Origin of the sequence: Vibrio coralliilyticus ATCC BAA-450 (assembly GCF_000176135.1) — a bacterium.
Taxonomy (GTDB): Bacteria; Pseudomonadota; Gammaproteobacteria; order Enterobacterales; family Vibrionaceae; genus Vibrio; species Vibrio coralliilyticus.
The window spans coordinates 486,972-513,421 of sequence record NZ_ACZN01000018.1; the positions used below are offsets into that span (position 1 = coordinate 486,972).

23 protein-coding genes are annotated in these 26,450 nt (G+C 44.7%); 10 read left to right on the top strand and 13 right to left on the bottom strand.

All coding sequences use genetic code 11. The annotated features are described in order from the left end of the window. Positions 1-82: 82 nt before the first annotated feature. The 4 genes from VIC_RS21590 to VIC_RS21605 form a co-directional block, all read right to left on the bottom strand. Positions 83-1,471, bottom strand: coding sequence for a histidine kinase sensor domain-containing protein (locus tag VIC_RS21590; protein ID WP_006962458.1), 1,389 nt, complete (start codon positions 1,469-1,471; stop codon positions 83-85). A 2-nt stretch (positions 1,472-1,473) separates the two neighbouring features. Beyond that, the gene (locus tag VIC_RS21595) at positions 1,474-2,139 is read right to left on the bottom strand and encodes a response regulator transcription factor (RefSeq protein WP_006962460.1); all 666 of its coding nucleotides are present in this window, start codon (positions 2,137-2,139) and stop codon (positions 1,474-1,476) included. Positions 2,140-2,255: 116 nt separating this feature from the next. Next, positions 2,256-3,032, bottom strand: a complete 777-nt coding sequence (locus VIC_RS21600) for an MBL fold metallo-hydrolase (protein ID WP_006962462.1) — start codon at positions 3,030-3,032, stop codon at positions 2,256-2,258. A gap of 114 nt (positions 3,033-3,146) precedes the next feature. After that, entirely contained in the window at positions 3,147-4,019 is an 873-nt protein-coding gene (locus tag VIC_RS21605; RefSeq protein ID WP_006962464.1) for a DMT family transporter, read from the bottom strand. A gap of 462 nt (positions 4,020-4,481) precedes the next feature. On the opposite strand from VIC_RS21605, the gene VIC_RS21610 reads away from it, so the two are divergent. Together VIC_RS21610 and VIC_RS21615 are read left to right on the top strand one after the other, a co-directional pair. Continuing rightward, positions 4,482-4,874 (top strand): SulA-like leucine-rich domain-containing protein, encoded by a 393-nt coding sequence (locus VIC_RS21610; protein WP_006962466.1) that lies wholly within the window; start codon positions 4,482-4,484, stop codon positions 4,872-4,874. 196 nt (positions 4,875-5,070) lie between these two features. Next, on the top strand, positions 5,071-6,174 hold the full coding sequence (locus VIC_RS21615; RefSeq protein WP_006962468.1) for a phosphoribosylaminoimidazolesuccinocarboxamide synthase: 1,104 nt from the start codon (positions 5,071-5,073) through the stop codon (positions 6,172-6,174). Positions 6,175-6,218: 44 nt separating this feature from the next. On the opposite strand, the gene VIC_RS21620 is transcribed toward VIC_RS21615, so the two are convergent. Further along, positions 6,219-6,560, bottom strand: a complete 342-nt coding sequence (locus VIC_RS21620; protein ID WP_006962469.1) for a DUF7709 family protein — start codon at positions 6,558-6,560, stop codon at positions 6,219-6,221. Between the two features lie 138 nt (positions 6,561-6,698). On the opposite strand from VIC_RS21620, the gene VIC_RS21625 reads away from it, so the two are divergent. Beyond that, entirely contained in the window at positions 6,699-7,430 is a 732-nt protein-coding gene (locus VIC_RS21625; RefSeq protein WP_006962471.1) for a helix-turn-helix domain-containing protein, read from the top strand. Here VIC_RS21625 and VIC_RS21630 read toward each other — a convergent pair. Continuing rightward, positions 7,422-7,991, bottom strand: coding sequence for a nucleotidyltransferase family protein (locus VIC_RS21630; RefSeq protein ID WP_006962472.1), 570 nt, complete (start codon positions 7,989-7,991; stop codon positions 7,422-7,424). The genes VIC_RS21625 and VIC_RS21630 overlap by 9 nt on opposite strands. Positions 7,992-8,155: 164 nt before the next feature. Here VIC_RS21630 and VIC_RS21635 point away from each other — a divergent pair, with 164 nt between their 5' ends. After that, positions 8,156-9,067 carry a LysR family transcriptional regulator gene (locus VIC_RS21635; protein WP_006962474.1) on the top strand — a complete coding sequence of 304 codons (912 nt, stop codon included), beginning with the start codon at positions 8,156-8,158 and terminating at the stop codon, positions 9,065-9,067. On the opposite strand, the gene VIC_RS21640 is transcribed toward VIC_RS21635, so the two are convergent. The 4 genes from VIC_RS21640 to gyrA all read right to left on the bottom strand — a co-directional run bounded on the left by VIC_RS21640 (position 9,064) and on the right by gyrA (position 16,471). Then, on the bottom strand, positions 9,064-9,933 hold the full coding sequence (locus VIC_RS21640) for a YjjW family glycine radical enzyme activase (protein WP_006962476.1): 870 nt from the start codon (positions 9,931-9,933) through the stop codon (positions 9,064-9,066). The two genes, VIC_RS21635 and VIC_RS21640, sit on opposite strands and share 4 nt — an antisense overlap. A gap of 9 nt (positions 9,934-9,942) precedes the next feature. Continuing rightward, on the bottom strand, positions 9,943-11,484 hold the full coding sequence (locus tag VIC_RS21645; RefSeq protein WP_006962478.1) for a YjjI family glycine radical enzyme: 1,542 nt from the start codon (positions 11,482-11,484) through the stop codon (positions 9,943-9,945). Positions 11,485-11,636: 152 nt separating this feature from the next. Next, the gene (locus VIC_RS21650; RefSeq protein ID WP_006962480.1) at positions 11,637-13,520 is read right to left on the bottom strand and encodes a methyl-accepting chemotaxis protein; all 1,884 of its coding nucleotides are present in this window, start codon (positions 13,518-13,520) and stop codon (positions 11,637-11,639) included. Between the two features lie 308 nt (positions 13,521-13,828). Further along, positions 13,829-16,471, bottom strand: a complete 2,643-nt coding sequence (gene gyrA, locus VIC_RS21655) for a DNA topoisomerase (ATP-hydrolyzing) subunit A (protein WP_006962482.1) — start codon at positions 16,469-16,471, stop codon at positions 13,829-13,831. 287 nt (positions 16,472-16,758) lie between these two features. On the opposite strand from gyrA, the gene ubiG reads away from it, so the two are divergent. The 4 genes from ubiG to yfaE all read left to right on the top strand — a co-directional run bounded on the left by ubiG (position 16,759) and on the right by yfaE (position 21,710). Then, complete coding sequence (ubiG, locus tag VIC_RS21660; protein ID WP_006962484.1) at positions 16,759-17,466, top strand: bifunctional 2-polyprenyl-6-hydroxyphenol methylase/3-demethylubiquinol 3-O-methyltransferase UbiG; 708 nt, start codon at positions 16,759-16,761, stop codon at positions 17,464-17,466. 467 nt (positions 17,467-17,933) lie between these two features. Beyond that, positions 17,934-20,216 (top strand): class 1a ribonucleoside-diphosphate reductase subunit alpha, encoded by a 2,283-nt coding sequence (gene nrdA / locus VIC_RS21665; protein WP_006962486.1) that lies wholly within the window; start codon positions 17,934-17,936, stop codon positions 20,214-20,216. Between the two features lie 82 nt (positions 20,217-20,298). After that, positions 20,299-21,432 carry a class Ia ribonucleoside-diphosphate reductase subunit beta gene (nrdB, locus tag VIC_RS21670; protein WP_006962487.1) on the top strand — a complete coding sequence of 378 codons (1,134 nt, stop codon included), beginning with the start codon at positions 20,299-20,301 and terminating at the stop codon, positions 21,430-21,432. Then, complete coding sequence (gene yfaE / locus VIC_RS21675) at positions 21,432-21,710, top strand: class I ribonucleotide reductase maintenance protein YfaE (RefSeq protein WP_006962489.1); 279 nt, start codon at positions 21,432-21,434, stop codon at positions 21,708-21,710. The genes nrdB and yfaE overlap by 1 nt, the downstream gene beginning before the upstream one ends. Before the next feature lie 52 nt (positions 21,711-21,762). On the opposite strand, the gene VIC_RS21680 is transcribed toward yfaE, so the two are convergent. Further along, positions 21,763-22,014 (bottom strand): hypothetical protein, encoded by a 252-nt coding sequence (locus VIC_RS21680; protein WP_006962492.1) that lies wholly within the window; start codon positions 22,012-22,014, stop codon positions 21,763-21,765. 232 nt (positions 22,015-22,246) lie between these two features. After that, positions 22,247-23,488 carry a CinA family nicotinamide mononucleotide deamidase-related protein gene (locus VIC_RS21685; protein WP_006962494.1) on the bottom strand — a complete coding sequence of 414 codons (1,242 nt, stop codon included), beginning with the start codon at positions 23,486-23,488 and terminating at the stop codon, positions 22,247-22,249. Between the two features lie 193 nt (positions 23,489-23,681). Between VIC_RS21685 and VIC_RS21690 the strand changes: the two genes are divergently transcribed. Together VIC_RS21690 and VIC_RS21695 are read left to right on the top strand one after the other, a co-directional pair. Continuing rightward, a complete protein-coding gene (locus VIC_RS21690; RefSeq protein ID WP_006962496.1) occupies positions 23,682-24,578 on the top strand; it encodes a DUF3943 domain-containing protein in 897 nt (298 codons plus the stop codon). A gap of 182 nt (positions 24,579-24,760) precedes the next feature. Beyond that, positions 24,761-25,273: a glycine cleavage system transcriptional repressor gene (locus VIC_RS21695; RefSeq protein ID WP_006962498.1), complete on the top strand. Its 513-nt coding sequence runs from the start codon at positions 24,761-24,763 to the stop codon at positions 25,271-25,273. Between the two features lie 38 nt (positions 25,274-25,311). Here the strand turns inward: VIC_RS21695 and nspC are convergent, their stop codons facing one another. Further along, complete coding sequence (gene nspC, locus VIC_RS21700; protein WP_006962500.1) at positions 25,312-26,445, bottom strand: carboxynorspermidine decarboxylase; 1,134 nt, start codon at positions 26,443-26,445, stop codon at positions 25,312-25,314. Positions 26,446-26,450: the final 5 nt, after the last annotated feature.

Here is a 26,450-nt window from a genome sequence, read left to right on the forward strand (position 1 = left end):
CTTACCGCAACATCGGCAACACTCTTGATTACAAGGGTATCAATACAGAAAACACTGACATCCATAATGAAAAGCACAGCCATTAAGGCTGTGCTTTTATTGGGAAATAGAGCTGAATACTCAGGCCATGAGGCGAACGATTCTGCGCCCTGACCTCGCCTTTCATCAAAGTCATGGCTTCTTTGACAATTGCTAATCCTAAACCATAGCCCCCTGACTGCTTGTCGCGTGCCGACTCCATCCGAGTAAATGGACTGAATATATCCTCTAACGCAGCTTCAGGAATACCCGGCCCATCATCCGCGACGTCAAACACTAAATACTGATTGCCGTGTTCAGAAGAGGCTTTAATCGACACCTCAATGTACGCATCCGAACCGGCGTATTTCATTGAGTTTGATATTAGATTGCTAAGACAACGCAAAATTAAACGTTCATCAGCATGTAACATAGGAAGAGATGGCTCTACATTGAGAACCAGTTTTTGATCCGCTCCCAACTGGAGTCGGCTTTGGTTTACTTGCGTGTTCGCAATGCTTTCCGGGCAGACAGGCTGAACGTCGGTCACGTAACGAGAATTCTCTAGTCTGCTGAACTCTAAGATCTCACCCACCAACTTATCCATTTCATCGACCTCTTTTTCTAATCGGTCAACCAAAGCTTGCTCTTCTTCACCGGCTTTTCTGCGCAGTAAATGCAGCGCCAAGTTTTGCCTAGCTAAAGGCGTTCTCAGCTCATGAGACACGTCTCTAATCAGCCTTCGCTGCTTCTCAGCCAGTGAGTGAATCTCTTTGGTCATGCCATCAAAATCATGGGCAAGCTGGTTAAACTCGGTAATATTGGAGTTCAACTCACTGACAACATTGACTCGAAAATTGCCCTGAGAAAGCTTATTACTTGCTTCACGTAACCGGTCTAGAGGCCGTTGTAACTTACGCGCCAATATCTGAGAAAAGAGAATCAACATGATAATGGCGATGATAATTTTGCTCACCGTCAGATAAACAATAAAGCGGTGAGCCGGATGCACCTCACTAGGTAACTGAATAACCAAGGTATTTCTTTCTATTAGCGGAATGCCTATCAGGGGTTTGCTGACTTGATCATTGAGTGGTCCATCAAGCTCACGCAAGAAACGCAGTTTGAATTCAAAATGTGGGTGCATCTGTCGATGAGAAAGCGGCTTATTCTCTTCATTCAAAACGAACAGATAAAAAGGCTGCGCATTTGCCCAGTCGGCTAAATCATCCATGTCCCCTTCTTCGATCAATACATTAGCCTCTTCAGCTAACGTTAACATCTGCGCTTTCAGTGCTGGCGGCACTTTTAGTACCGCTTTCATTAACGCTTGCTCCGCGACAGCTTGAAGGAGCAATATTGAAATGATAACAGCGGACATGTAGCTAAATAACTGAAAGACCAGCGCATCCTTACGTGTTGCAATGACTTCTGGGCATCGAAGAGAAAACACGGCTAGCCCCTGACAGAGTCGACAAAGCTATAGCCTTTGCCGCGCACTGTTTTGATGTGTTGTTTCGACAAGCCCGCTTCAACCAACTTGCGCCGAACATTGCTGATATGCATATCCAGATTTCGGTCAAAGGGACTGAGTTCTTTTTTCAGTACTTCAATCTGAAGCTCCGCTTTGGAGACAACTACACCATCATTACGCATAAGGTAGTTGAGTAAATCAGATTCTGTGCCAGTCAGTGGCACGCCGGACAGGTGTTCAGCAAAGCCTGCACTGCTCTGGCAACCTGATTGGCGCTGTTTTTCCAATCCAACTCGACGGAAAATCGCTTTAATACGAGTCAACAACTCAGGCACTTTAAAAGGTTTAGCAATGTATTGGTCTGCACCTGCCTGATAACCGTCAAGCATCGACGCTTCATCATTCAGTGCAGTTAGCATCAATATCGGCGTGGCAAATCGTTGGCAGATACGCTTCGCGACCTGCATGCCGTTGAGTTTGGGTAACATAACGTCAAGGAGGACGAGATCAACAGGCTTTTTCTCAATGTATTGCAGCGCGCTCTCGCCACAATGAACGCTCTCTACTTGATAGCCTTCTGCAGAGAGCACGTCCACTAGCAGTGCACACAGTTCAATATCATCATCAACGACTAGAATTCGGGACATCTTGTTATATTGCAAATGAAAAGATTTCGCATTCTAATCTGCATTATTATCAGTGACAATACCGTTCTTTATCCACTCCCATTGTTATGCTATTTCTTGTTCAAATCCGCTGTCATTCAGCGCTTTTTCTTCACTCCAAATGCCCACAACGCACCGAGTAAACCACGTAACTTCACTTTCGTTGCTCGCCAATGGGTGGCAGGAGTGCGCGGCGCGACTTTGAGTAAATGATCATAAGCGCTTTGATCAAACTGGACCTCGCCTCCGTGAGCGAGTAGCAAAGTTTTAGGTTCCATTTCGTAAACACGATGAAGGGAATGGCGGTACTTGTTCGGATGAAAAATAGGAAAAGGGGCGATCAGTCGTTTCTTCACTTCAACCATTAAGTCGGCAACATAAAGGATATCTTGTTGTTCATGATGAAGAGATAAATCCCGATCAGTATGACCTGGGGTCTCTAGCACTTTCCAATCTTCAAAACAGGGAATGGCTTGCCCATCGGTAAGCTTAATATCAGGGTGCAGGTTTCGCGAATACCATAATTTTCGCTTAGGACGCTTCATTCTCCCTGCGACCCAACGAGCCAAAGCCAGATCCGTCAAGTGCATTAATATACCATCCCATCCACCGTACCATTGCTTGTCTTTCTCAGCTGATACAATTTTGCAGCCCGTCAGCTCTCTCAGCTTGTGAGCGGCTCCGGCGTGATCTGGATGCATGTGGGTCACCACCACCACCTTAAGGGAATGAAAAGGCTTCCCGAGCGTTTCAGTGATGTAGCGCTCTAAATATGGAACATCTGCCCTACTCGCCCCATCCAGTAGCATCAGCTTATCTGGATACTCGGCTAAGTACATTTTCTGAATATAACCATCAATGGTATGAAGCTTCATTCGAACTGCCAATTTAACAATGTATTTACATTTTCCAATTTAGCAATAAGCCAATAAATGAACAGAGCAAATACTCCATGATGTGACATCGGACCAGTTAGTCAAATATGAGGATTAGCGTTTGAGTTTCAAGAGACGTCCATCTGTGCGGTAGAAAATCAGAGCGAGTAAAATCAAACTACACCCTAGCAGTTTGTTGGCCGAGAGCTGTTCGCCATACCAAAGGATACTGAGTATCACGGTCCAGATCGGTTCAAGTAGCATGATAAGGGCGGCATTGCCTGGATTGCTGTGTTTCTGGCCAAGCGTCTGCATCACGTATCGCAAGCTAGTTGCAAGAACGGCACTGGCAGCAAACCATCCCCAAATGCTGGCATCCACACTAACAGGTACTGTCTCAAATAAAGCGGAAGCCACTAAAGCAATAACGCCAGTAACAAATAGCTGAATACAAGTCAGTGTCAGTACCGGTAGGTTTTGTGCTAGTCGGCTATTCACATTGAAATGCAAAGCAAGTAGACAGGCATTGGCTAAGAACCAAAGTTGCCCAGCTGAACTGTTCCACTCTCCTTGCAAAGAAAGAAATGCCAGACCGGATACCGCAATCGGCGTCGCAATCCAGAACGCACGCTTTGGCCGTTCCTTGTACAGCGCCCAAGCTACTATAGGAACAATAATCATAGATAAGCTAACAATAAACGCCCCTTCACCAAGGGTTTCACTGACTGCGATAGCATGTACCCAAGCAAGAAGCGCAAGCGCCAGAATACAACCGCCACCCATTGCTTGAGTGAGCTGTTTTAGGCTGAGTTGTTTGAGTGATTTGAAACAGAAAGGAAGCAAACATATTGAAGCGACCACAAAGCGTAAACCAACAAAGCCAAATGGCGGTAAACCTTGAATCGTTTCTTTGGAAAAAATCCACCCTAAACCGGCCAATGCGGTAGTGGCAACAAGAATCCAAGCGGCTTTGCTTTCTGAGTTCAATACAAATTCTCTTTAATTATTATTCTGTTAATTCGGGAATTTCCGATAGTCGCAGATTTGTTCAAGAATTACCAAGAAAAGTCTAATCCTATTTTCGTGCCCAATATTATATATACAGAGAATATGGTGGCACTTGATGAAAAAATCCCCGATACCAAAGTCTCATGGTACTCAACATGTGCATTTCTTTACTTGCCGCATCACTAGACGTTATTCAGGCACCTCGACAACCACTGTATAACACTGTATGAAAATAGTGTTTTAGATCACATTTCCTCATACTTCTATCTCATCGCAACGCTAGAATAGAAATAAAAATTAATGCTTAAAAACAAACAGTTAAACAAAAAACTTCAGATACCACGCAAAGTAAACGTACAAAAAGACAACAAATATTGCTTGATCAACTGACACAACCAAACTACTGTATAGACATACAGCATGTATGTAAGGACAGTAATTATGTTTCAGGTACACACTACAAATCGCTCAGTTTCTAAATTCAATGTATTGGCTCAACCAACTCAACCAATGAACATTGCAGACTCGACGCTCAGCCGTTTAGCAGGGTTGTCTAACCAGAAACAATGGATCTTGTTCACTGCCGAATGCCCTCGTCCAGATTACGAACAGTTCTCTTCATACAATGTCAGCTGTAAAAAGATCATTCAGATGAAGTCTTCGCAAACACAGTCAGAGTTTGAAATCGTAGTCAAAGCAATTAAATCCGGTAATGCCAGCGCTGTTGTCGCATCAGATAATATTGAACTCGTAGAACAATCATTGCTTCGTGATCTCGCGAGCCAATACCATTGCGAAGTCTTCTTTGTTGAAAGCCACAATCAATTCCACTAATTTCATTTGCACTGTCTTCTGCCTCTCTTTTCGAGAGGCTTTTTTGTTTTTAGCTAATTTCTAATTCCTAAAGAATATTTACAAGCAAACGTTTGCTTTTTCTCTGGAAGGTTAATTTAGTTCTGGTATGATTCTCTGCAAATCGATTGCCTCTCACCGGCAACCTTCCATTTTTGACAAAGATAGGAATGTCTAAATGAGTCTCGCTGATCAAGTTCTTGCTGTTAATGATGATCTTCCCATTCGTACCAACAAACCCGTTCATAGTGGCAAAGTACGCTCTGTATACTGGCTAACAGAGGAAGACAGCCAACGTCTGATTAAGGAAAAAGGCTACGATGTTGCGGAAGATGCACCGCTTGCCATCATGGTTATCAGCGACCGCATCTCTGCATTCGACTGTATCTGGCACGGACAAGGCGGATTAAAGGGCGTACCCGGTAAAGGGGCGGCACTCAACGCGATTTCCAATCACTGGTTTAAGCTCTTCAAAGAGAACGGTCTGGCGGACAGCCATATCTTGGATATTCCTCACCCTTTGGTTTGGATCGTTCAGAAAGCGAAACCAATCATGATTGAAGCGATTTGTCGTCAGTACATTACTGGCTCAATGTGGCGCGCTTACGACAAAGGCGAACGTGACTTCTGCGGAATCCAGCTACCAGAAGGCTTAGAGAAAGACACCGCGTTACCTGAACTTTTGATGACACCGTCAACTAAAGGCATTCTGAAAGGCATTCCCGGAGTCCCTGAAGCTGATGATGTGAATATCACGCGTCAGAACATCGAAGATAACTTTGCTGCGTTCAACTTCTCTAGCGCGAATGATATCAGCCTGTATGAAAAACTGCTGAGCGAAGGGTTTGCCGTGATCAGTAATGCCCTGTCCCAAGTTGAGCAAATCTTCGTTGATACCAAATTTGAATTTGGTTACGTGCACGATGCCTCAGGTAATGAAAAGCTGATTTACATGGATGAGGTTGGCACTCCAGATTCTTCTCGTATTTGGGATGAGCAAGAATACAAAAATGGCCATATTGTTGAGAACTCTAAAGAAGGCTTCCGTCAGTTCTTACTGAGCCACTTCCCTGACCCTGATATTCTGCTTAACAAAGAGCGCATGCCTGAACGTGAAGCTTTAGCTCGCGATAACGAGCTTCCGCTTGAGGCGCTGATGGACATTTCACAGACCTATACAGGCATCGCAGAGAAGATCACCGGGCAACCGATCAAACTGAGTGCTAATCCGAAACAAGAAATTATCGATGTACTGAGCAGAGAATACGGTTTGGTTGACTAATCAATGACGCCCAAGTCATCACTTGGGCGTCTTTCTCTAACTTACTATCCCTTAAAACCTTCTACGGTTCCCTGTTCAATATAAGCCTGAGCCAAACGCCCTACAAAGCAACGGCCCGGATTATCCCCTAGGATCCATTCTTCTGGCGTAAACAATTCAAACAAACCAAAGCTTGCCAATGCTGGAATGGCTAATTTTAAATCCTGCACAACTTCGCCACGCTCCCCTTCGTTGTATCTGATTATATTGTGCAGCATCGCCCCAACGGTTCCGGTTGGAATCATAGTGCCATCTTTCAATGTTACGATCGGCAGTACCTGACCTTCGGCAACTATTTTGTGGTTAACCGCCGAAAGCTGCTGCGCTAGAGATGTATTCTTATCCATTTTTCAATCCTCTTTTGATTACTGTTACGTGGGGTTGCCAAGTCATAACGCTTGAAACCTCAAACACAGGGATAGAATAACGGCTAACGAATAGGCATAATTTCTTTAAATAGACATAATATTTACTTATTACGCCATATGAATTGCATTGAATTATTGAAGATTCATCACCCAGCGGCATCCGAAACCGAATGGCACCAGCATGAGTATGCGCAGCTTTACTGGTTGAACAAGGGTATATTTACGATTGAAACAAGTGATCAGCAATGGACGATTACTCCCGCATGCCTAGGCTGGATTCCTCCCCATTTACAACACAGATCTGATGTTGTCGCTGACATAGAAGCAGTCATGATCTACGTACCTTTAACTTGGCTCAATGCCTTTCCGCAACAAGCGAAGGTCATTCAATCCAACACCCTTATTCAAGCTCTCATTGAGCGAATTACCCATTTCGACTTATCAGCGATGACAGCGCCTCAACAGCGACAGTTTCAAGTTCTGCTGGATGAGATTCACCTTGCCCCTGCGAGTAATCTCTATTTACCTCTACCCAAGGAGGCAAAAATGCGCCAAATCGCCGATACCCTATTAGCAACACCAGATGACGCTCGCTCACAAACAGAATTAGCGCATGATTTTGGTACCAGCACACGGACTTTGAGTCGGCTGTTCAAGAAAGAAACCGGGATGGCTTTTGGCTTCTGGCGGCAACAAGCCAGACTCGTCAGCTCATTGCCTATGTTGGAAAAAGGCTTAAGTATCACTTACGTCGCACTGTCCTGCGGCTACAGTAATACCAGCAGCTTTATCACTGCTTTTAAAGCACGTTTTGGCGTCACTCCCAGTGTGTATTTCGGTTCACAGTAGTGGCGTATCAGTGTCTGTCACAACTCGTAATCGAGGCCAGTTTTCCATCCAGCGCTTACTTTTCACCCTTTGATGAAACAATGCTTGAGAGCGCTTAGGGTTGTGCGTCACTTTCAAAGCGAACAAGCTATCAAAACCAAATGATGAAAGGCACTGGTATTCTCCACGCGCAAGCTGTCTAATTGCCACCGCAGTTTCTTTTTCCGGCCAGAAGCTCATGGCATCAATCAAATCCGTATACGCGCGATCACCATTGCGCTCATGCATCATGGCTTGGTTTCTAACCTGCCAGTTCGCTTCCGGCATCAATTCCTGAAGCTTCAATTCGTAGGCTTTGTATCGTTCTGGGTCGGATTCATCCAAATCAAAATAGATGACATCCAGATCATTGAGTGGAGTCGGGATTTCTTTGTGGTGTAGCGCATCCCACACTAGGTTTCTGACAAATCCTGCGGCTAAAAAAGCGTGAGGGATCTCAGACTTAAAAACACACTCTAAAGCGCGCATCCGAAAACTGTCTTTTTCAATCCACAGGATTATCTTGGCGTTGTAGTTTTCCATTTCATTCTTCTGAATTTCTCATTCTGCCTAATCCTAACATGACGTGGTTAAACGGTTCCTAGATAAATCGACCACTTACAACTGACAGAATTTTTGATCAGGCTCGTATCTAATTTAGGCCATCACAGGTATAACTGGCCCGTCTTTCTTTTCTGGCCTTTTCAATGGATTACGTTGCCCTTTCTCGAATCAGCTTAAAGCACCTGACGGTATTGCATGTACTATTAAGTACGCACAGTGTCAGTGGTACCGCTCAAGTTTTATGTGTTACCCCATCAAGCGTCAGTAAAACACTCAGCCAGCTTAGAGAACAACTTAAGGATGAGCTCTTCTATCGGGAAGGAACATCACTGGTCCCCACACCCTTTGCGTTATCCGTTGCCAAAGACGTACACAAGATCCTTGCTTGTATGAACGGAATTCTCCACCAAGGGGAGTTTGAACCTAAGAATTTTTCCGGAACGGTGTCACTTTCGATGCGAGAGAGCACCTTCGAGCTATTTTCTGGGAGAATCACCAAAATCGGTCGGGAGTTAACGTCAGCTAACATCCAGATTTTCGCCAAAGAAGAGCTCAGCTTTGATGCCCTGCTGCGTGGACAAGTTGATTTTATGATTTTACCTCACGATATCAGCCAACCGCCAACACGCAGTCGCGATCTGGTCTGGGAGCAGATTCAGGAGGATGAAATGGTCTGTTTGATGAGTCCAACGCACCCTCTGGCTAACCAATCGATGAACACTGAACAGTATCTCGCTTACCAGCACATCGGTATTTTGGATAAGGATCTGTCCGCCCCCTACTTTGAGCAGAAACTCACCCAGCAGTTCACACCGAGAAACATCGCCATCTCCGTCGCTGATTTTGGTTCGGCAGCGGTTATCTGTCACCAAACTGAGTTGTTACTAACTTGTTCGAAAATGTGGGCAGAGAAATCGCTGCAGGCAGAAACTCTGATCCAAAAGCCTCTGCCGTTTTCCTATGGAAAGGTTACTTACAGCTTGGTCTGGAACCAAGCGAGCCTAAACGACCCAGCTCTGAAGTGGTTGCACTCTCAACTGATTAAACCAGTTTAGACATAAACACTGGGTAGCTGAATGTTTTGGTGAATCAGTGGCCGCAATGCATCATGAAACTGCAACATTTGCGATTCTGTACATTTCGGCCACTCTAGCGCTTCACCCATCACGCCATGATGCTGAAACGCATTTAGCCGCACATTAACATTGTCAGGCAGCGTATTAATAAGGCGTGCGACTTCTGTGACTTCTTTGTCCAAATCACTTCTGTACGGTATATGTAGTAAGCGAAGCTCATGCAACTTCTGCTTATCTGCCAAATAGCGTATTGAGTGAACCACCTTGTGATTATCACGCCCAACCAACCAGTGATGTGTCTCTTCCTGCCAAGACTTAAGGTCAATCATTGCACCGTCAAGATAAGGCAGAACCTTATCCCAACCAGACTCACCTAGGTAGCCATTGCTGTCAATGAAACAGGTAAGATGGCAAAGCTCTTTGTCTGATTTGATGCGTTTAAATAACTCGATAATAAAAGGCAACTGCATTGTCGCTTCGCCACCGGATATCGTGACACCGCTGATAAACCACTTTTGCTCATTTATCAGCTCGATGATTTCTGGTATCGAGTAGTGACGCACTTTAGGGCTAGAACGATGTGTGCACAGATCAACACACTGGTCACAATGCGTACATTTGCTCTCATCCCATACGACTTTCCGCTTCGTATCGAATGACAGCGCATTTTCTGGGCACCCTGCGACACAATCCCCACAGTGATTACAATAATTAATCGTATGGGGATTATGACAGTTAATGCAGTTAAAATTGCACCCCTGTAGGAAAAGGACCAGTCGATTACCTGGTCCATCCACGCACGAGAACTTGAGGATACGGCTCACAATGGCCTGCCTTTCGCTCATATGCTTACCCTATTTGTAAACCGGCTGACTTTCCATACTCACAACTCGCGGAGCTCTATCCAAAATCCCTGTATTATTAGCCGCTTCAGCGCCAAGGAAAGTCGTATTTTTGCGCGAACCTTGCTCTGAGAACTTATCTATATCTGACAGTTTGATCATATAGCCAGTAACTCGCACCAAGTCATTTGAAGCAACATTGGCCGTGAACTCTCTATACCCTGAACTCAGCGCCCCCTTACACAAATTAAACATCGCTTCCGGGTTTGACTTCACCGTTTCATCTATCGTCAAAATATCACTAATACCAGAGGTATAATGCTGATGGTGCTTGGCGGTTGCTTGTACATAAGCAACTGGGTCTGGCTCGGTGCCATAAGGAATGCGAACTCCTGGGGTCACTCCCTCATCGAGGCTAATCCCCCCTTGAGCATGTAGAAGCGCCTTACCTTCAAGACCGTACTTCACCTCTGAACCTTGCACGATTTCAGCCAGTTTCTCAGAAATTAGATGGCCTAGCTCGTTCGCTTCTAGGTCATGTCCATAGCAACCCTTTTCTCCCGACTTATCCATAAGAAGATTAACCGCTTCAGCCATACCGTAGATGCCAAACATTGGTGCAAAACGCTCTTCGTCAATCAAACCTTCTTTGGTTAAAAAGCCTTTAAAGAAATTCGACTTCTCATGTAAATGTGAGCTGCGTGAGTCCATCAACTCGACCATTAATTCACTGTAATAAGGCAACAGTTGATTGAGAAAGTCTTCGGTGTCTGATGCTAGGTTCGCCAGCAGCTTAAGATTCATTCTGACTAGAGTATTCGACCCACCAGCCAGAGGCAGAGAGTTGTAGCAACTCACAATACCAAATCGTTTTTCGCCGTAGCTGCTTGCGTGCATTGGGTAGTTAGCAATATGAGGTTTACTGCATTCACAAATGTTACTCGTTGCCTGACGTAACAAATCATCCGGTGTCACAGTCGGGTCGTACATAAAAGTCAGATTTGGTGCAATTTGCTTGAGCTCAGCGTCTATTTTTAAGATCGTTCGACAAATGATGTTATCCGAAGGACCAATATTAACGTGCATAAATGCATCAGGCAGTGTTCGGTCTAGCATGATCCAAAAGCGCTTGAGCTTCTGATAGATCGCCTGCTCACTTAACTCACCCACATAGGGAAGCAATACGTCATCAAGCTGCCCTAGATATACTGGAATATTAGTCACTGACGGCACATGATGATAAATGATTGTCAGCAGGTTAATCGCATCGTCAAAATCACTCGCTGGCTCTAGCTCTAGATACTCAGAACCTTGTTGAAGAAACTTGGCATAATCAGGCAAGACATATCGCGGTTTAAATGGTGCATGACCTTCAAACATATCGCATAAAATGCCTTCTTCCATTGCAAGACGAACAGGCTCTGAGACAGGCATATAAGGGAGGCTAGCCTCTGCTTCTAAGGCTAAGAATTGATTCTTCTGTTTAGGGTTTAATTTGGCATCAGTGACAATTTCTTGTACGCGTTGCTGGAAAGAGTTGAGAGCTTCAGACATTGTATATTCCTTATTGTTTTTAAGGATTTTAGACCCGAGCTCTCCTTGTCGACAATTGAAATATATTTAATCCCTCTTTTCCAATTTGGAAATACAAAGACAATAAAAAAGGCTCGGTAGTATTCCGAGCCTTTCGTCATTTAATTAGACACTTACAGTTTAAAGCGGCCAATTTCCTGTTCTAGTTCGTGAGACAGCTCTGAAAGCTGAGCGGCTTGTGCTGCAGCGTCGTGAGCTTCATCAGCAAGCTCGTTTGATACATCGCGAATACCAACCGTATTGCGAGTGATCTCAGAGGTTACCGAGGCTTGTTCTTCCGCGGCAGAAGCAATCTGTGTCGCCATATCGCTGATTTGCTCAACCGCTGATTGAATCTGAGTTAAGCTGACCGCTGCTGAGTCCGCATCGGTGACGCTGGTGTCTGCAAGCTGACGGCTATCGCCCATAATGCTCACCGCTTTACCCGTGGTACTTTGCAATGTTTCGATCATTTGCTGAATCTCTTGCGTCGACGCATGGGTGCGTTGGCTAAGAACACGAACTTCATCAGCGACAACAGCGAAACCGCGACCTTGTTCGCCAGCACGTGCCGCTTCAATCGCAGCATTCAGTGCCAACAGGTTCGTTTGCTCAGCGATATCCTGAATTGTGGATAGAATCGTGCTGATGCTATTACCGTGCGTTTCAAGTTCTTGGATAACATCTGTAGCAACTTGTACTTCTTGGGCCAGATTCTGAATCGAAGACTGAGTCTGAACAACTTGCTTACCACCGTGAACACACGCTGTCACCGCTTCCGTTGAGTTTTGCGCAGTGTTATCTGCATTGCCAGCAATTTCTTGGGTTGCTGCTGCCATTTCATTGATTGCAGTCGCTACCATATTAATCTCATCTTGCTGGAGACGAATACGTGCGCTGCGCTCTTCAGCATGTTCCGCCGTCTGCTTAGCTTGCTCTGAGAGTGACGCCGATACATGACTTAGCTTGGAAACCATCGCATGCATGTTGCCAACAAAGGTGTTGAAGTTCGTTGCCAATTGGCCCACTTCATCATCACTGCGAGGTTCAAGGCGCTGTGTGAGATCCCCTTCACCAGATGCGATTTCTTCAAGAGCGTGAGATACGCGTCCAAGATCGCGGAACAAGAAGCTCACCAGCCAAGAAACAACCGCGATAACAATGATTGTGATGATCGTTGCCGTCAGCAGCAGGTTTTCCAGCAATGCGGTGTGCGCCGCTTCTTCTGTTTGACGATCCATCTCAATGGCGAAAATCCACTGCGTACCAGGAACCTTTTTGAAGAAGTAGAATTTCTCCTGACCTTTGCGCTCAATGATCTCCATTGCACCTGAATTCGCAGCGTTTTCAATCGCGCTCATTGTCAGCTTTTTAGATAGCGTAGTCACAGGTTTGAGAGAAAGATCTTTGTTCGGATGTGCTAGGAATGTGCCATCTTGCGTATCAATCAGCATTGCGTAGGCATTTTCACCCGCATCTAGGTTGATAACATCATCGATAAGCTGGTCAATCAATACATCAGCACCCACTACGCCTACCAATTTGCCATTGCGACGAACAGGTTCTGCAATAGTAACCAACAGTGCATTAGTGATTGCATCTTTATACGCTGTGGTAATGATCTGACGACCGGCTGCGTTCGCATCTTTATACCAAGGACGAACGCGCGGATCGTAATCCGCACGATTGCGCTCAGGGTGGGAACGGAACATACCACCTTCTGGCGTGCCTAGGAAAATATCATCAAAGCCGCCCGCTTTACGGGCCTGCTGAAGATAAGGAACAACGTCTTGCTCTTGGCTGTAATCGTTAAACGCTTTAGCAATATCCTCACGGATGGTAATCCAATCTGAAATACCTTCCGAGGCAGCGGTAGCTAGACTTTCTGCTCTGGCATTTACGCCATTGCGAGTTTGCTGGAAAAGTTGGTCGGCAGAAAGCCAAGTCAATGCACTCGCCATTAGCACAACGGCTAATAAGCTGGCACCGATGAGTTTTTGTTTCAGTGACAGTTTCATGATAGTTAATATTGGTTGTGGAACAGACAGAAGCTGCGAATTTTATAGGCAATTTCGCATTCATGCACGCAATATTATTGAAATATTATTTACCTGTAACTATTTGTAATAACGTTATTTTTTTGGCGTCATACCTTTGTCAGAGATAATTTTATCAATTAGATATTGATGAAATTTATCACTCTCAACTTAAGCGACTGATTACTATTAGTTTGTTTCTAACATGGTGATTTGGGAAGGCAAGATCTCTGAATTTCAGACACAAAAAAGCCGGGTTCAAACCCGGCTTTTAAACATAACGTCAACGATTATTCTTGCTCGTCTGCGTCAGTATCAACCTCAGCGTCTGGTGTAGATTCTGGAGCGGCTTCAGATACTTCACCTTCCTGACCTTCTAATTCTTCGCCTTCAGGCAAATCAGACTCTTCAACTTCGTCAATACGCTGCAAACCTACAACGTTTTCGTCTTCAGCAGTACGGATAAGAGTAACACCTTGCGTGTTACGACCAACTTGACTAACTTCCGCTACGCGTGTGCGGACTAGAGTACCAGCGTCGGTGATCATCATCATCTCATCGCCTTCTTCTACCTGTACCGCGCCAACGACACTACCGTTACGCTCAGAAACCTTGATAGACACAACGCCCTGAGTTGCACGACCTTTCGTTGGATACTCGGCCAGCTCTGTACGCTTACCGTAACCATTTTGCGTCACTGTCAGAATGTCACCTTCGTTAGAAGGAACAATCAGTGAAACAACCTGATCATCATCAGCCAGTTTCATACCACGTACACCTGCCGCAGTACGACCCATGGCACGAACTTTATCTTCGCTAAATCGAACCACTTTACCTGCTTTAGAGAACAGCATGATGTCACTGTCACCATCGGTGATATCAACACCAATCAGTGAGTCATCTTCACGCAGGTTAACCGCAATCAGACCATTAGAACGTACGTTCGCAAACTGATCGAGAGAAGTCTTCTTAACCGTTCCATCACCCGTTGCCATAAAGATGAACTTCTCTGGGCTGAATTCAGAAACAGGTAGAATTGCTGTGATACGCTCATTTTCTTCTAACGGAAGAATGTTCACGATTGGTTTGCCACGTGCAGTGCGGCTAGCTTGCGGTAATTGGTATACCTTCAAGCGATATGTTTTACCACGAGTAGAGAAACATAGGATGTTGTCATGAGTATTAGCAACAAGCAGACGCTCGATGTAATCCTCTTCTTTCATCTTGGTTGCACTCTTACCTTTACCACCACGTCGCTGAGCTTCGTAGTCGCTCAGTAGCTGATACTTAACGTAACCTTCGTGAGAAAGCGTTACAACGACGTCTTCGCGAGCAATAAGCTCTTCCATGTCGATATCATGGATTGCAGCAGTGATTTCTGTGCGACGTGCATCGCCGAAACCGTCACGAACCGCTTCAAGCTCTTCGCGGATCACTTCCATCAAGCGCTCAGTGCTTGCAAGGATGTGCATTAGCTCTGCGATTTCTTCTAGAAGCTGTTTGTACTCATCAAGAATCTTCTCGTGCTCTAGACCAGTCAGTTTCTGTAGACGAAGATCTAGAATCGCTTGTGCTTGCTGCTCAGTCAGGAAGTACTGACCATCACGGATACCAAACTGAGGCTCTAGCCACTCTGGACGAGCCGCATCTGTACCTGCACGCTCAAGCATTGCTGCAACATTGCCTAAGTCCCAACCGCGAGCTACTAACCCTTCTTTGGCTTCAGCAGGTGTTGGAGCGCGACGGATCAATTCAATGATTTCGTCAATATTTGCAAGTGCAAGTGCTAACCCTTCAAGGATATGAGCACGTTCACGAGCTTTGCGTAATTCGAAGATAGTACGACGAGTCACCACTTCACGGCGGTGGTCAACGAAGCACTTCAGCATATCTTTCAGGTTAAACAGTTGTGGCTGACCATTGTTCAGCGCAACCATGTTGATACCGAAAGTCGTCTGTAGCTGAGTATTTGCGTACAAGTTGTTCAGAACAACTTCACCTACCGCATCACGCTTACATTCGATGACAATACGCATACCGTCTTTATCAGACTCGTCACGTAGTGCACTGATGCCTTCAACTTTCTTATCTTTAACCAGCTCAGCAATTTTTTCGATTAGGCGAGCTTTGTTAACCTGGTACGGAATCTCTGTGACAACAATGGTTTCTTTGCCATTCTTGTCTGCTTCGATTTCCGCTTTAGAACGCATGTAGATCTTACCGCGACCTGTTTTGTACGCGTCTACAATGCCTTTACGACCACTGATAAGCGCTGCCGTAGGGAAATCAGGACCAGGAATATAATCCATTAGCTCATCAATAGTGATCTCTTCATTATTGATGTAAGCCAGACAGCCATCGATTACCTCAGTCAAGTTGTGCGGAGGAATGTTGGTTGCCATACCTACCGCGATACCAGAAGCACCGTTCACCAGTAAGTTAGGAATTTTTGTCGGGAGAACTGCCGGGATTTGCTCCGTACCATCATAGTTAGGTACGTAATCGACAGTTTCTTTGTCTAGGTCAGCCAGAAGTTCATGGGCGATTTTCGCCATGCGGACTTCGGTATAACGCATTGCCGCCGCTGAGTCACCATCGATGGAGCCAAAGTTACCTTGGCCATCAACAAGCATGTAACGTAGTGAGAACGGCTGAGCCATACGTACGATAGTGTCGTACACAGCGCTATCACCGTGAGGGTGATATTTACCGATTACGTCGCCAACTACACGGGCAGATTTTTTGTATGGTTTATTCCAGTCATTACCTAGTACATTCATCGCGAACAAAACGCGGCGGTGTACAGGCTTTAGGCCATCACGCACATCTGGAAGAGCACGACCAACGATAACGGACATCGCATAGTCAAGGTACGAACCTCGAAGCTCATCTTCAATGTTTACGGGCGTGATCTCTTTAGCTAGATCGCTCATAGAGCCAATATCCCTCTATTTATAGATCGTATGTACAATACGTTTAAGGTGCAAAAATATAACACACAAATCAACAGTTCGGCATTACTTTCCCTCTCCTTTTATCAGGTTGTGAGCTTGGTTGTGAATCAAATGCTGAGAAATTGCACACTCTGAATTTATCTCGCTGATTAATGGTTATATTTTCACCACCTCTTGAGAAAAGTGATCCCTTCTATGGAGAGTTGAGAGTTAAGGGTTATAATGCCCACCTGTTTCAAGGAAGTCGTTAAGTAAATAGAGTAGTTATGACCCAGTCACAAAATGTCGATCCAAACGAAATCAAAAAATTTGAAGAGATGGCCTCTCGCTGGTGGGATTTAGAGGGTGAGTTCAAGCCTCTGCATCAAATCAACCCACTACGACTGAATTACGTATTGGATAACACGAATGGCTTGTTTGGAAAAACCGTTCTAGATGTTGGCTGTGGCGGTGGAATTCTTGCTGAAAGCATGGCGAAAGAAGGCGCAACAGTGACTGGCCTTGATATGGGTAAGGAGCCACTAGAGGTAGCTCGATTGCACGCACTGGAGACAGGCACTGAGTTGTCCTATATACAAAGTACAATTGAAGACCATGCTCGCGACAATGCAGGCAAGTATGATGTCGTCACCTGTATGGAAATGCTTGAGCACGTTCCCGACCCTCAATCTGTCATTAGTGCTTGCGCTGCATTGGTCAAGCCCGGTGGTCACGTGTTTTTCTCAACACTAAACCGAAACTTTAAGTCTTACCTATTCGCTATTGTTGGGGCTGAAAAGCTACTACGTATTGTTCCAGAAGGTACACACGATCATGAAAAGTTCATTCGGCCAGCAGAGCTAATTAAGATGATTGATCATACCGACCTAACAGAAATGGGGATAACGGGCCTACTTTATAATCCATTAACGGATAGCTATAAGCTCGGCAATAAAGTTGATGTGAATTATATTGTTCATACGCAAAAGTTTTAATAACAACACGTATCATTCATAAGTCTAACATATAGAAAGCGGTGGCATATTGCCCCGCTTTTTTTGTTATTTTTTCGCCCATTTTTGGGGCTCTGATTCCAAAATATACAGCCATAAAATCACGCTCAGAATTCCTGAAAGATCAAGGAATTTTTTTTTGTTTGTGGTTACTTATAAACCGATCTCAAAACGGTAATTTTATACAATCAATTAGACTCTAACCCCATCGGTTAGTGTCCACTTACTGAAATTTTCATTTTTGTTAGTTATCCACAAGTCATCCCAGATCTGCAACTTGAAAAGGGGCATGGATAGCACTATCTTGTAACTCGCACAGCAATGCACCCCTATATGTTGTGTTTGTACTACAATATATAGATAGACTTTGATCACAAAGCCGGAACATTTTTTACAAGAATTACACGAAAACACGGCTTTTATCAGTTTTGTTAGGGAAATTAAGCAGAATGAACCAACAACTAACCGTTACCAAACGTGACGGCCGCAAAGAAAGTATTGATCTGGAAAAGATCCACAGAGTAATTACCTGGGCTGCTGAAGGTCTAGACAATGTTTCTGTATCTCAGGTAGAACTGCGCGCTCACATTCAGTTCTACGATGGAATCACTACTACTGATATCCATGAAACAATCATCAAATCAGCGGCCGATTTGATCTCAGAAGAAACGCCAGATTATCAATACCTAGCCGCTCGACTAGCCGTATTCCACCTGCGCAAAAAAGCTTATGGTCAATACGAGCCGCCGACGCTACATGACCATGTGTCCCGCCTTATCGACATGGGCAAATACGATCAGCACATTTTGGAAGACTATACAAAAGCTGAGCTGGATGAACTAGATGCGTACCTAGATCACAAACGTGACCTCGATTTCTCCTACGCAGCAGTTAAACAGCTAGAAGGTAAGTACTTCGTTCAAAACCGTGTATCTGGTGAAATCTACGAAAGTGCTCAGTTCCTGTATATCCTTGTAGCGGCATGTCTGTTTGCTAAGTATCCAAAAGAAACGCGTCTTGATTACATCAAGCGCTTCTACGATGCGACGTCAACATTCAAGATTTCCCTGCCAACGCCAATTATGTCTGGTGTGCGTACTCCGACTCGTCAGTTCAGTTCATGTGTTCTGATCGAGTGTGGCGATAGCTTAGACTCTATCAACGCAACAGCAAGCTCTATCGTACGTTACGTTTCGCAACGTGCAGGTATTGGTATCAACGCTGGTCGAATTCGTGCGCTGGGCTCAGAAATCCGTAACGGTGAAGCGTTCCACACAGGCTGTATCCCATTCTACAAATACTTCCAAACTGCCGTTAAATGTTGTTCGCAAGGTGGCGTGCGTGGTGGTGCTGCAACCGTATTCTACCCTCTATGGCACGGTGAATCTCAGGCACTAATGGTGCTTAAGAACAACCGCGGTGTCGAAGAAAACCGTGTTCGCCATATGGACTATGGTGTTCAGCTAAACCGCCTGATGTATCAGCGTTTGGTTGAAGGCGGAAACATTACGCTGTTCTCACCATCAGACGTGCCAGGCCTATACGATGCGTTCTTTGAGAATCAAGATGAGTTTGAACGTCTGTACGTTAAATACGAAAACGATCCATCAATCAAGAAAGAATCCGTTAAAGCTATCGAGATGTTCTCTATCTTGATGCAGGAACGCGCTTCTACAGGTCGTATCTATATTCAGAACGTTGACCACTGTAATACTCACAGCCCATTTGACTCTGAAGTTGCACCTGTTCGTCAGTCTAACCTATGTTTGGAGATCGCTCTTCCAACGAAACCTCTGACAAACGTAGAAGACGACTCAGGTGAGATTGCACTGTGTACGCTTTCAGCATTCAACTTGGGTGCTATTAAGTCTCTTGATGACTTTGAAGAGCTATCTGATCTGGTTGTTCGTGCGCTTGATGCCCTACTAGATTATCAAGACTACCCTCTACCAGCGGCATACAAGTCAACGATGAACCGTCGTACTCTGGGTGTTGGTGTTATTAACTACGCTTACTACCTAGCTAAGAATGGCGTGAAATACTCAGACGGCAGCGCTAATGGCCTGACGCACCGTACTTTTGAAGCGATTCAATACTACTTGCTAAAAGCGTCTGTGGCGCTAGCGAAAGAGCAAGGTAAGTGTCCTTTATTTGGTGAAACCAACTATGCGAAAGGTTTGCTACCAATCGACACCTACAAGAAAGATCTGGACTTAGTTTGTGATGAACCCCTTCATTACGACTGGGACGGTCTTCGTGAAGAGATCATGACTCACGGCCTGCGTAACTCAACGCTAACGGCGCTAATGCCTTCAGAAACGTCTTCTCAAATTTCAAATGCGACAAATGGTATCGAGCCTCCACGCGGCTACGTATCTGTAAAAGCATCGAAAGACGGTATCCTGAAGCAGGTTGTTCCTGAGTTCACTGAATACAAAGATAACTACGAGCTTCTTTGGAATATTGGTTCTAATGACGGTTATCTACATTTGGTTGGTATCATGCAGAAGTTTGTCGATCAGGCAATTTCAGCCAACACTAACTATGACCCAAGCCGTTTCGAGAGTGGCAAAGTGCCAATGAAGAAACTGCTACAAGATCTGCTAACAGCGTACAAGTATGGTGTGAAGACACTTTACTACCATAACACTCGCGATGGTGCGAGCGATGACCAGAAAGACGCTGTACAACCACAAGACGACGATTGTGCAGGCGGCGGTTGTAAGATCTAATCACTAATCCGACAATAGGATTAGCAAGGCTTAACAGATTATCTGCCCCTCGCTTGAGGGGCTTAAAAGGAATTGAGGCATCATGGCTTACAGTACTTTTAACCGAAACAAAAATGACCAACTAAAAGAGCCAATGTTCTTAGGTCAGTCAGTAAACGTTGCTCGTTACGACCAACAGAAGTTCGAGATCTTCGAAAAACTGATAGAGAAGCAATTATCTTTCTTCTGGCGTCCAGAAGAAGTCGACGTATCAAGCGATCGCATCGATTACAACAAGTTACCAGAACATGAAAAGCACATTTTCATTTCTAACCTGAAGTACCAAACACTACTGGATTCCATTCAGGGTCGTAGCCCGAACGTTGCCCTACTTCCTCTAGTATCACTACCAGAAGTAGAAACGTGGATTGAAACGTGGTCGTTCTCTGAAACGATTCACTCACGTTCGTACACCCATATCATCCGCAACATCGTGAATGATCCAGGCCTAGTGTTTGATGACATCGTTGAAAATGAGCATATTCTGAAGCGTGCTGAAGACATTTCACACTACTACGACGATCTGATCCAAATGACGAATGACTACCATCGTTACGGCGAAGGTACGCATACTATCAATGGTGAAGACGTTAAAATCAGCCTTCACGAATTGAAGAAGAAACTGTACGTATGTTTGATGTCTGTAAATGCACTAGAGGCAATCCGTTTCTACGTCAGCTTTGCTTGTTCATTTGCATTTGCAGAACGTGAACTGATGGAAGGTAATGCGAAGATCATCAAGCTTATCGCGCGTGATGAAGCCCTTCACCTGACGGGTACACAGCACATGATCAACCTTCTACGCAACGGCCAGGATGACTTCTCATTCATGCAAATTGCTGAAGAGTGTAAGCAAGAGTGTTTTGACCTGTTTAAAGATGCGGCTGAGCAAGAAAAAGAATGGGCGGAATACCTGTTTAAAGATGGTTCAATGATTGGCCTGAACAAAGATATCCTTTGCCAGTATGTTGAGTACATCACTAACATCCGTATGCAGGCAGTAGGACTAGATGCCGCTTACCCAGAGGCAACATCTAACCCGATTCCATGGATTAACGCTTGGTTATCTTCAGATAACGTACAGGTAGCACCGCAGGAAGCAGAGATCTCCTCTTACCTTGTTGGTCAGATTGACAGCGATGTACAAGCGGACGACTTCAAGGACTTCGAACTGTAATGCCCAACATAAAAATCAACGGTATTACTGCGATTCAGTCTAATCCTTCAAACACCATCCTAGAGACGATGGAACAAGCGGGGATTGAACCTGAATATAACTGCCGAGATGGCCACTGTGGTGCATGCCGCTGTAAGCTCGTCAAAGGTGAAGTAGAATATGTTGGTTTTGCGATGGCGTACACTCAGAGTGATGAAATTTTGCCTTGCATTTGTAAAGCAAAGTCAGACATTGAAATTGAAGATGTCAACTATTCCCTGAAGGAAAAACGCGCATAAATATGCAAATTATAAAAAGCCCGGCTAGCATTGCCGGGTTTTCTTTTATTATTTAGGCACGAATCTGAATACCGGATAAGAACTCATCGGCGGTCAACATAGACACTGCTTTGTCGGCAATCTCTCGCCCATCATCGTCAAATAGGGACAAGCGATAGCCTAATGAATTTTCTTGATTTTTTTCTTCCGGAGCATGAAGCCACATAGAGATAACGTCCTGTTTATCATCACTAAGTGCTTCTCCCAAAACAACTTTCTGACTCGCCACCTGATACCAAACCATTATTTTTGAATGATGGAACATGCTAACCTCCCTGAGCAAAACCTGCGACGAACTATCATTTTAAGCACAATTGCAACAAATGCACGTTGCAATTAGGAGACAAAGTTGGCATCTATTTAAAATCATCCATTTAAGCTATAGATGATTTTCTTCTAAGAAATAATTATGAAAGCATGCGAGTAATAACAAACATATTCATTCACTTATTACTGCATGCCACTCGGTAGGAGTTTGACAGATATTCGGCTCTGTTCTAGCCAGAAATAACGTTTTGAGGGACATACATTTCTTTGTCCCGAGTTAGTGAGCTGTAGTTAGGAAACATGGTTTTGCCTGACAAATAACGCCTTAACATGTCCGCAGCCACCGTGGTAATAATCGTGGTTTGATCTGCTCTAGAGAAATGACGATTAAAGGTCAACGTCTGCCCCCACTCACCTTCTCTTGCAGAAATCGCTACTGAGAATGTGCGTTCTTTAACTTTTCCCGTTGCAATCGCTACATCGGTCGCACATTTATCTTTCGTGGCTCCAGCTAAAGCAAATGCAGCCGCTAAGTCATCGTTATCGCTATTACCGACATCGACTTTATTGCCCAAAACCCAGCCATGTCCGCAGTAGTCTGCCGCTTCTTCGTTGGAGTGAAGCCATAATGATAAGTTACCGTGTGTAGACTGTTCTGCGGTTGAAATTGACCATTTCTTCTCGAGAATCAAATGACCAACATTGTCTTGCATAGACTCATCAACACTCACTACGTTACTTTCAATCAAGTTGTAGACTAGCTGGAGTAACTTAACGCGATTGTCCAAGTCATCCTTAGGGCCAAACAGCTTGACCTCAATGTAAGGCATGTAGGAGCGGTAACCTAAAAAGTAGCCTTCTGGAAGTTGTACTTTGTCCAGCTTATCTGAAAGCGCAGATTCAGAAGTGCCAAAGGTATGTAGCTTACTGCATTCATAACCAACAACATCACTGTGATTTTGCTTGAGGTGCGGAATAATTTGCGCTTCAACCATTAACTTAAATTCACTCGGTACGCCAGGCGTAAAGTAAAAATCACACTCATTGAAATTCACTAAAAATCCGCAGGCCGTACCCACTGGGTTGTCTAGCATGAGTGAGCCTTTCGGAAGCATCGCTTGCTTGCGGTTGCTTTCCGGCATAGGAAGCCCTCTTGCGGCGAAAAACTGCTCCAGCCTTTCTAACCACTCAGGGTAAAGCTCCAACTCAGTCTCTGACGCCTGAGCTGCCGCTTCGGCACTCAGGTCATCGGATGTTGGGCCAAGTCCACCATTCACAATCACTACATCGCAGTTGAAGCTCAGCATCATCAGCTCTTCCACCAACGCTGACTGACTATCACCAACGGTTGAACGTTTCGACAGGGAAAAACCGTGCTGAAAAAACTTTTCAGACAACCACGCCGCATTGGTATCAACGATATCGCCGTGAAGCACTTCTTCACCGGTACTTAACATCGCTATTTTCAACATAATTATTTTCCTTTTCAGGAAACCTCTGGTCCTGAGTCACAAACATGAACAATCAAACTGATCATTTTCATTGTTTGAGTGTTTTTTAGAAACTAAGTTTCTTAATTAGGACAATTTCCGGTTTCCATTCCTCTTGCTTTGGTGGATAATTGTGAGCCTGATCATTATTAGAAATAGACTGTGGAGTTTATCCGTGTACAAAAAACACATCACCGCTTTGATGTTGTCGGCTTCTGCTTGCGCCAATGCCAATACCTACGATTCTCCGAAACACATTGAGTTTTCATACACCGTAGATAACACAGAAAACTACAGTCTTTTCAGCAACTCTTATTCTTATAAGCCTAGCAATAGTTATGCCTTAGGTTTAACTGAAAGCGAATTAAAACTGGAAGAGCCTGAGTTGCCTAAATACCTCACCGTACAAAGTGAGAAAGATTGGGACTACCTTAAAGGCCAAACTTACACGATTTTGGGTCTTAGTGTTGCGACCGTAGGCCTGATGACTCTCCTTCCAGAATCTATTACAAAATGGGATGAAGAAGACCGCGATTTGAGTGGCTTAGGCACTAAGTGGAAGGATAACGTAACCTCAGGGCCGGTTTGGGACCGAGATGACCATTTCCTAAACTATGTGATGCACCCTTACTTTGGTGGTGTTTACTATACAGCAGCCCGTCACGCTGGCTTCAATGAATTCGAATCTTTCCTGTATTCTGCAACTCTGTCGACCTTCTTCTGGGAGTATGGTGTTGAGGCTTTTGCTGAAGTTCCTTCTTGGCAGGATCTGTTCATTACGCCTTTCTTCGGGGCTGTTGTGGGTGAGATGATGTTTGAGGCTGAACAAGAAATCGTTGCGACTGGCGGTGAAGTCTGGGGCTCTCAAACCATGGGTGACGTAACCTTATTCTTCCTTAACCCTGTTGGGCACATCCACGGGTGGGTAAGCGATGCTTGGGGCGGTAGCGCAGATTTCCAATACAACAGTAAACCTTGGTTTGGTAACCAAGACGCAGCGAAGTTTGCAATGGATGCTGGCGCTAGCTATGACAGCGTATTTTATGGTGTCGAGATGAAAATCAGTTTTTAATCTGACACTTGAGCAAAGAAAGCGGCAGCGAATTGCCGCTTTTTTTGTGTCTGCCATACCATAATGGTCAAGACAATCCGCTATCAGGTCAAAAACTTGACCTGAATCAAACCTAACTTCCGCCCTACTCCTACACTAAATTTAGCCCTATAAAAAGAATTGCTTGCATTTAGGAGGCCGTTATGAATAGCACTTTTATCGTCAATTTCGTCGGTAAAGCAACACCTGCCACAATCAAGCAGCTGGCGGCTATCACTCATGAAAATGGAGGGAAGTGGCTGATCAGTAAAGTGAACTTTATCGAAGATCAAGTCGCGGCAGTCATCAAAGTCGAAATGCCAGAGGAAAAAGCGGAGTACGTTAAAGAAGCGTTTCGCAACCATGACGACCTACTGGTCCAGTTTGTCGATTCAGATAGCCACACACACAATGCCGATGCCATATATCAGGTCCGGTTAGACTCCAATGACCGAGCCGGCATTGTTAATGAGATTACGCACGTTCTGGACAATCAAGGCATCAACATTCTGGATATGGACTGCCAACGTGTGTTCATCGCAGGTGGTGGAGGAGTGAGTTCCAGCTTGTTCACGGCAAATATCGCATTGAAATTACCGACCGAAGTTCAAATAGACGATGTAGCCAAAGAACTCGAAGCTCTCAGTGAAGATACACGAGTGATGGTTGAGGTGTAACAAAAAGAGCAGCTTTTCGGCTGCTCTTTTTCGTTGAACTACTCAACACTCCATTGTGAGAGCGAGCGTTTAAAGTCTGAATAATCGAACTCATTGAGCTTCTGAATGTCACCACCTGAGCGTTCACAGTACACGGAAGGCATTCTTAAACCATTAAACCAGTTGAGCTTCACCATTGTATAACCCGCACTATCTAAGATATGTAGACGCTGACCTATTTCCAAAGGTTTATCAAAGCTAGCCTCACAGAACTGATCACCAGCCAAGCATGAACAAGAGCCAATCACATACTCATGCTCACCTTTATCCACAGCTTCTAGAATAGAAGCGGGTTCATTGTAAATTAGCGTATCCAAACGATGAGCTTCCGTTGCAGAATCTACAATCGCGGTTTTTTTAACGTTCTCAACAATATCCACCACTGTCACAACCAAGTCTGTTGTCTTGGTAATGATAGCTTCACCCGGCTCAAGGTACATCTGAACACCGTGCTTCTCAGAAAACGCTTTAAGCGCTAAGCCAAGTTTTTCGATGTCGTATCCCGGCCATGTGAAAAACACACCTCCGCCCATACTGACCCAGTCAAGCTTATCCAAGTAGTGGCCAAACTGCTCAGAAATAGAGTCCAGCAGATCGATAAACGCATCGACGTCTTTGTTCTCACAATTCATGTGGAACATCACACCATCAATATCTTCAAAGACTTCTGGATCAATATGGTCCGCTTGCACACCAAGGCGAGAAAACTGACGTGCTGGATTTGCTAAATCTTGCCCTGCATAACTCACACCTGGGTTAAGGCGTAAACCAAGTGAAGCCTTTCCTTCTACAATGTGTCGATACGCAGCCAATTGATTTTGTGAGTTAAAAATCATTTTGTCGCAAATATCAGCCACATCACGTACATCATCCTCACTGTATCCGACACTGTACGCGTGAGTTTCACCACCAAAAGTTTCATGCCCCAGTTTAACCTCAAATGGGCCAGAACTCGTTGTGCCATCTAAGTAAGGCTTAATGATGTCGAAAACACCCCATGTAGAAAAACACTTCAACGCCAATACCAACTTCACACCCGAGATTTCTTTGAGTTGCTTGGCTTTTTCTAGATTTTCGACCAACTTATCTTCATTGATCATAAAGTATGGTGTTTTCAGTTCGTTTTTTTGCATTTTAT